Source organism: Calditrichota bacterium, from assembly GCA_014359355.1.
In the GTDB taxonomy this organism is placed as follows: Bacteria; Zhuqueibacterota; Zhuqueibacteria; order JANLFK01; family Oleimicrobiaceae; genus Oleimicrobium.
This window is the reverse complement of record JACIZP010000025.1, coordinates 1-6977: the sequence shown is the minus strand read 5'-3', so window position 1 is coordinate 6977 and position 6977 is coordinate 1. Positions and strand designations below refer to the sequence as shown.

Genomic DNA, 6977 nt, shown 5'->3' with positions numbered 1-6977 from the left:
CAGGCCCGTCATGGATCGAATAACGCTGGATGTTGAAGACCACTCCTGTCACGCTTCTTGCCACCTCAGAGCGCCCCCTCGGCTCAGGCAGGTTAAGAGACGGCGCCACATTCCACTGCCTCGTCCACCATGGCCAGGTAGTTGGCAACCGGGACATAGCTGGGAATAGAATTGCCCGAACCCACTGCATAGCGGCCACGCGGACCGCATGTCTCGATCAGGGTGCGCGTCCTCTGCCGTACCTGCTGAGGAGTGCCTGCGGCGAGGATATTGACGTCTACGCCTCCTAACGCTGCCACGCGCCCTTGGAATCGCTCTTGGAACTTTTCCACGGGAAGGATGGCGTCTTCGAAAGAGTGCTTGCCGTCGATGCCCACCGTCTGCAGCAGGTCCTCCATGATCGCCTCGAGATTGCCACACGAGTGCAGGAAGTACGGTACCCCGTGCTCATGAGCAAGGGCGGCAAACCGCTTGTGCCAAGGCAGCACGTATTGGCGCAAATGCTGTGGCGCGATCAGCGTGCCCGTACGGAACCCCATATCATCGCCTTGGAAGATAGCCACGAGGCGATCGAGTGAGAGGAGCCTTCGATAGTACTCTTCGAAGGTGCGCCCGAGCCTGTCCACGAGCTCCTGCACCAGGTCTGGATCATCGTGAAGCGCCAGGCACAAACCCTCGTAGGACATTATCTGCGATAGGTGCTCGAAAATGCCCCCGCCATGACAGCTCAGCAGACCCATGCCTTCCGGTAGATGGTCATTCACGTATTCGAGCTCGAAAAGGTCAGCATCTTCCACCTTTGGCCATTCGTACTGCAGCAAATCCTCGCGCGTCCTGATCACACCGCCATGCAGGTCTGCCCATGCCCTGTCCCTTTGAAAGCTCGTGCCCGGGTCCTGCGCCACGGTGAACTTTTTCAAGAAAGGTAACGGCCGCTCCAATCGCACGCAGTCGTAGCCAAGCCTGTACCAGACTTCGATGAAGTTATCCAAGTAGTGAACCTGCTGCGGCCGCTCTGTGTTCCAGGCCACCCATCGTCTGCCAAGCAGCTCGGTGACAATCGGCTGCAGCACGACGTCGTCGACTATGTACTCCACCAGCGGCACACGACGCTGCTCTTGGCGCCCCAGAAGAAGACCAATGAACTCTGCCGCATTGGGTCTCGGCCGTTTCACTGGCAGATTTCGTAACTCCACAACTACCTCCTGTGGTCAGAAAACATGCGAAACGACTGATCACTCCCTGACCGTCTCAGCTTACCAAGCTCTTCACTTCGAACTCAGGCAGAGTGCCCCGGTCGAAGACCAACAGGTGCAGCTGCTTCTCATGCAGTGTCACCTGTACGTCCCACACCTCTTTCTCCTGGCTCAGGCGAATCAGCGGGTCCGGGTCGTCCGGCCTCAGGGGGCAACCGACCGTGAGCAGCAGCTGTTCGGTGGCTCGCTCGGTGGTGGCCAGCTCGGCGTAGGGAAAGATCCCCGCCGTTTCTGGGACTGGATGTCTGTCCGCCCTCACTACGATTGGCACTGACCCAGCGCAGGCCGCAAAGAAGCGCGCCCGGGGTCGGAGAATGGTGAACGAAGCATCGCGGCAGGCCACTTCTCCCCTGCCGTCGCTGTTCTCCACATGCCACCTTGCGGCGAAAGATGAGGAATCGCTCCTCTTCTGCAGTTTGTCCACCACCACCAGGCAAGGGATCCCAGGGACCACGATCACCGTCCTGGTGACGACTTCGATGTCCGGATTGACGAGCTGGTAGGCCGGGGTCGCGTCGCTTGCCCAGAACATGTACCCCTGGCGTTCTCCAATGCGCACCACTTTCGCGGCTGCCTGGGAGGCGTTGGTCCCCTCTTTCCCGTCGTGGTACTGGTGCCCCATGCCGTCCACGAGCACGGTGTTGTGGGCCGGCGAAGTGCGGAGCAGCCACGCGGGATGGCGGTGGTCGTACGGTGGTCGCTTGATATCCGCCAGCAGGATTTCGCCATAACACTTGAGCACCACGGAGTTGCGGTCGGCATGCTCGTGGTTGGCCGGCCCGCCACTGCGCATGGCCACCACCAGGTCGTCAAGTTCGTAGCCGGTCCGCGCGATGACCCAATCCAAAGTCAAGTGCTTGAGATGTTCTCGTCGTGGTGGAGTGGACGGGGCGACACTTTCATCGAACCAGATGACCGAATAGGGGCTATGCCGGTCTGCGTGATGGATTGCGACGTGCTGCGCTAGGCCATCACGGGACCGTCGGGCGATCCACAAACCGGCAGCCGAGTCAAAACCGCGGCCACTGTCGCCAAAGTTCACCAGATGGTGCGGGTCGCTGTAGTGGGGCATCTGTAGCGCCAGAATGAACTCCATCATGCCAGGGTAGTTTGCCAAGTCGAAGAGGTCCAACCCTTTCTTGCGTGCAAGCATTTCGGCGGTGAGCGCCATGTGCAGCGCGGTGTAGTCCCAATAGGAGCCACCCTCGTCATAACTGCCGTCCCACGCAAAGCGATTCACAAAGGTGCGGTAGCTGTACTCCACCATTTCCCACCATCGTTCGGTCCGCTGGTCAAAGCCTTCCAGGGCTGCGGCGCCCACCGCGAGGGCACCCATGGGGACGGCCTTGAGGTTCGTCTTATCCAAGATCTCAGGCCAGCGACGCATGTCGCGGTCTTCCCAATAGCTCTCCCGGTCAAACCCCCATCCTACCACCTTGTCCGGATAACGCATGCCAAAGAGCGAGCGGTAGCACGGCTCACAGCCCTTGTCGCCAATCTGTCGCCGCATCTCTTTACGCTCATCCTTGCCCAAGAGGCCGCCCAGCCAATCATAGGCAAGCGACATTGCAATCGTCGTGGCCGGAGCCCGCTGCAATCCGATGGTGTAGACACCTGCTTCCAAGAAATAGTCCCATTTTTGGTATTCAAGCAGCCGCTTGACGGCCAAATGGGCAAGGCTCCCCCTGTCTCGCTTGCCGGTGAGGAGGTAGACAAAGGCCTCTCGCTCCAGAATCTTGCATGCCCGGTCGATATCGCGCAGATGGTTGTGCAGGTCAATCTCCTTTTCCAGGAAGCGCCGATCCGGGGCGATATCCATCTCAAGCAGCCCCTGCCAGTAGCTGCGGAACAGAGGACTCTCCGCTTTCCGGCGGAGCACGGGCACATCGTCTGGAGAGAAAAGGAGGCCGAGTGGAACATATGCCTTGGTTGCCACTTCCTTGCTGCCGGCTCGCACCATGGTCGGTGCCGCAGCCAGCAGGCTGGCGGCCATGCCTGCATCTCGGAGAAACTCCCTGCGCGTCACTCCTCGTCTGTTATCGTTTCCCACGACTTCTCCTCCTGTTTGTGAGATTGGCCTTGCTCATGCCGTTGTCATCGCCAGTTTGTCCATCTTCCTGCCAAGATAGGCAAAGAGGCCGCCGGTCGCACATAGAATCCCCCCAACGGCCAGCCGCACTGGGATGGCGTCCCGGCACGCTGGGTCCACCATCTGCAGGAAGACAACTGCTCCCACCGCCATGGCAAGCCTCCCCACCAATGGCAGACTCGACGTGATGCGTTTGCCTGCGCCGTAAACCTCGCTCTGCACGTCGATTGGCACCGCCAGCTTTGCAAAAAACTTTTCAACTTCCGCCTTGTCCTGGGTGGACTCTCGTGCATTAAGCCTGGCAAAAAAGTACAGCGAGGCCGCAGAAAGTGCGGAGGCCAGCCACACCAGCGCCACGCCAACCGCGCTAAGGGGCGCAAGCTCGACCAGCACCGCCGCCTGTGCCGCAGCCCACAGAAGTGCTACCCCGCCACTCGCAACCGGATTCTTCCTGTGCAAAGAAGCAAGCGGCCGCGCCAGGAGGAGAGTTGCAAACGTAAGCCCGATGGTCGCGTAGAGCTGGAACCCCACCGACCAGTGGAGCACGAACCGCGTCACCGCGCTGGCAAGTGTACCTACGATCACCGCATTTGCGGCTGACCATCGCGGCAGACTCTTGAATACCAAGCCAAAGGCGAGGGGAATGGCCAAAGGCATGTAGAAGAGCGACAGGAAGACAACCATCAGGTTGAAGATGCCCAGGTCGCTCTTGGCATACAGGATGGCCGTGCCCATGGTCACGACGCCCAGAAACACGGTAGCGAGCCGCCCCACCAGCAGAATCTGTCGATCCGTTGCCCGCTTGTTGATGAGTCCCGCGTACAGGTCCCTGGAGATGACCGAGGAGTCAAGGTTGTAACCAGCGTTGATCGTGCTCAAGGTTGCGGCAAACATCGCCACAAGGAAGAAGCCAATCAGGCCCTTGGGAAGTGTCTTGAGCACAATGCCCACATAGACAAGGTCCTCCGGCTTGAACTGGCCTGCGAAGAAAGACGTTTTGGAGAGGTCCGGCCAGAGCACCGACGCCACCAACGGGGGGATGCCGAATAGCACTGGGACGGTGAGAAAGAGGAGACTTCCCATCAGACCGACTCTCTTCGCGTCTTTCTCATCCGGCACGCTGTAGTAGCGCTGCGCCGGTGCCCAATTGGCGTTCACGATGTTGAAGGCGGTGATGGCTATGAGATAGTGAACGTCGTAGTGAAGGCCGCTGTAGGAATGGGACAATTCGAGCGGAGGAATCCGCTCCAAGAGGGGCCCAAGGCCCCCGACCAGCTGCAGGCTGAGGGGCATAACCACAGTGGTGACGGCGATGAGGATGAGGAACTGTACCACATCGGCAATGGTCACTGCCCACAGCCCGCCGAGCATGGTGTAAACGAGGATCACCACCCCAGCTGCGAGGATCACCCACTCGATGGGTAGTCCTATCGTGGAGGCAATGATTTTGGAGACAGCAGTCAGAGTGATGCCCCTGCCCAGCATGCCGCTGAGCACCATGACATACCCCACCAACTGCCGCGTCGTGGCGTTGTACCGCGTGATCGTGTACTCCACCGGCGAGACCACGCGCGCGCGTCGCCATCGGGCCGCAGTGATCCGATAGCCGATGAAAAAGGCCAGTGACCAGGTGAGGAAGTAGATGACCCCGAACAGCCCAGTGTGGTACACAAATCCCGCGGCCCCGGTAAAGGTCCAGGCAGTGAAGTTCCCCATGTACAGCGATATCCCGCTTACCCACCACGGTATCATGTTGCCGCCCGCGAAAAACTCCTTGGCACCCTTCATAAATCGGGAGAAGTAGACGCCTATCCCCACCAGCAAGACGGCGTACAACAGGAGAGCGTAGTAGTCAGCAGGTGCCAGGTAGCGCATGTTCATGCCCAACAGAGTCCACTTGTCAGTACCAAACGGCCATGTACCGCGTAGTTTGCAGAAAAACAGCTTGATTTCCTCATAGCAAGAACATACTTTTCAAAGTCGTCATGCCACGAGACAAGCTGAGAAAGGGCCCACATCATGACTTCCGCTCATCGCCAGCACTACGAAAGAGCCCTCCAGGTTATCCCCTGGGCCACCCAAACGAATGCGAAGCGGTACAAACCTGAATGGCCCCACATGCCACCCTTCATTCGTCGTGCCAAAGGTTGCCGACTGTGGGACCTCGACGGCCGGGAGTACATCGACTTCCGCTGCGCCCTGGGGCCCATAATCTTGGGATACCAGCACCCGGCGGTGGACGAGGCGGTCCGCGCTCAGATGTCCTGCGGCGTGCTCTTCAGCATGGCCAGCCCTGTGGAGTTGGAGGCTGCCGAGGCGGTGCTTCAGAACGTACCCTGGATAGAGCAGGTCCGCTTTCTGAAGACAGGCGCGGATGCATGCACGGCCTGCGTGCGCCTGGCTCGGGCTTTCACCGGTCGCGACCACGTGCTGAGCGTCGGTTACCACGGCTACCACGACTGGTCAGTGGCCGACTGGCCAAATTCAGGCGTGCCGGCAACGGTTCGCGCCTACACCCACGTGGTCCCCTATGGTGACGTGCCAGCTGCAGAGCGCGCCTTCGCGGACTGGGGCGAGCAGCTTGCTGCTGCCATCGTCGAACCATACGATTGGCAGCATCCCGACGGTGCGCCCTTTCTCCGCCGCCTGCGCGAGCTGTGCGACACGCACGGGGCCCTGCTCATCTACGACGAGGTGCTCACCGGGTTCCGCCTGGCACGCGGGGGTGCACAGGAGTACTTTGGCGTAACTCCAGACCTGGCCGCTTATGCGAAGGCTATGGCAAACGGTTATCCCCTCTCCGCCTTCGCCGGCAAACGGCGCTTCATGCAGCAGTTGGAAAAGACCGTCATCACCATCACCCATGGCGGCGAGACCCTCTCCCTTGCCGCCTGCAAGGCGACAATGGAGGTCATGCAGGCAGAGCCCGTCCACGAGCACATCTTTGCCATGGGCGAGCGGCTCATGAAAGGCCTTGCTGAGATCGTTCAGGAGTTTCACGCACCGGTAAAGATCATCGGCCTTCCGCCCGCCCCCGTGGTCACCTTTGCCACTGGCGAGCCGCAGCGCGATACGCAGTTGCGCAACGCTTTCTTCGACGAACTTTACGCTGCGGGCATCTTCGCCAACGACCGATGGTTCATCAGCTATGCGCATCAGCCCGAGGACATCGACCTGACGCTGGAAAGAGCTAGGCAGACTCTAAAAAAGCTCCTTTAGGCCCCTGGGCCTAATTGGCGCTGCCAACGCTCTATAAGCTGAGCATTTTACTCGTTTGTGAAGGAGCATTCTCAGGAGACGGGCGTCACCATTGCGCCGTCCTGAAGCAGCGCAGCCTTGGAGCAATACTCCCGCAGCAAGCTCAGGTATTCGCGGTACTGCTGCAACGACACGTGCGGTGGCGTCTGGTGGTCCACCGACGGAATAAACCCACCCTGCCGCATCACGGGTAACAGGCGCTCGAATTCTGCGCGGATAGCCTCAGGCCCTTTGTCCAGCACCAGCTTGTCAAAAGCGCCGATGAGCTTGAAGCGCGGGTGGCGCTGCCGGATCTTTACCACGTCCACTCCCGCCATCCGCTCCAAGGGCGCAATCCCCTCGATCCCCACCTCCTCCAACCAAGGGATGAGCTC

At 60.0% G+C, this 6977-nt stretch carries 5 protein-coding genes; 1 reads left to right on the top strand and 4 read right to left on the bottom strand.

Going from position 1 to position 6977, the window contains the following annotated elements; translation table 11 throughout:
• Window positions 1-92: 92 nt before the first annotated feature.
• The 3 genes from H5U38_01190 to H5U38_01180 are packed head-to-tail and all read right to left on the bottom strand — an operon-like array spanning window position 93 to window position 5226.
• Complete coding sequence (locus tag H5U38_01190; protein ID MBC7185627.1) at window positions 93-1196, bottom strand: hypothetical protein; 1104 nt, start codon at window positions 1194-1196, stop codon at window positions 93-95.
• A gap of 55 nt (window positions 1197-1251) precedes the next feature.
• Entirely contained in the window at window positions 1252-3306 is a 2055-nt protein-coding gene (locus H5U38_01185; GenBank protein MBC7185626.1) for a heparinase II/III family protein, read from the bottom strand.
• A 33-nt stretch (window positions 3307-3339) separates the two neighbouring features.
• Window positions 3340-5226: a hypothetical protein gene (locus tag H5U38_01180; protein MBC7185625.1), complete on the bottom strand. Its 1887-nt coding sequence runs from the start codon at window positions 5224-5226 to the stop codon at window positions 3340-3342.
• A gap of 237 nt (window positions 5227-5463) precedes the next feature.
• Between H5U38_01180 and H5U38_01175 the strand changes: the two genes are divergently transcribed.
• Window positions 5464-6564: an aminotransferase class III-fold pyridoxal phosphate-dependent enzyme gene (locus H5U38_01175; GenBank protein MBC7185624.1), complete on the top strand. Its 1101-nt coding sequence runs from the start codon at window positions 5464-5466 to the stop codon at window positions 6562-6564.
• A 71-nt stretch (window positions 6565-6635) separates the two neighbouring features.
• Here the strand turns inward: H5U38_01175 and H5U38_01170 are convergent.
• On the bottom strand, window positions 6636-6977 hold a 342-nt coding region (locus tag H5U38_01170; protein ID MBC7185623.1), incomplete at its 5' end, for a hypothetical protein.

Bases quoted from the DNA above. Each gene is read 5' to 3' on its own strand.
- H5U38_01180 (MBC7185625.1), bottom strand. From the start codon at position 5,226: ATGAACATGCGCTACCTGGCACCTGCTGACTACTACGCTCTCCTGTTG.
- H5U38_01175 (MBC7185624.1), top strand. From the start codon at position 5,464: ATGCCACCCTTCATTCGTCGTGCCAAAGGTTGCCGACTGTGGGACCTC.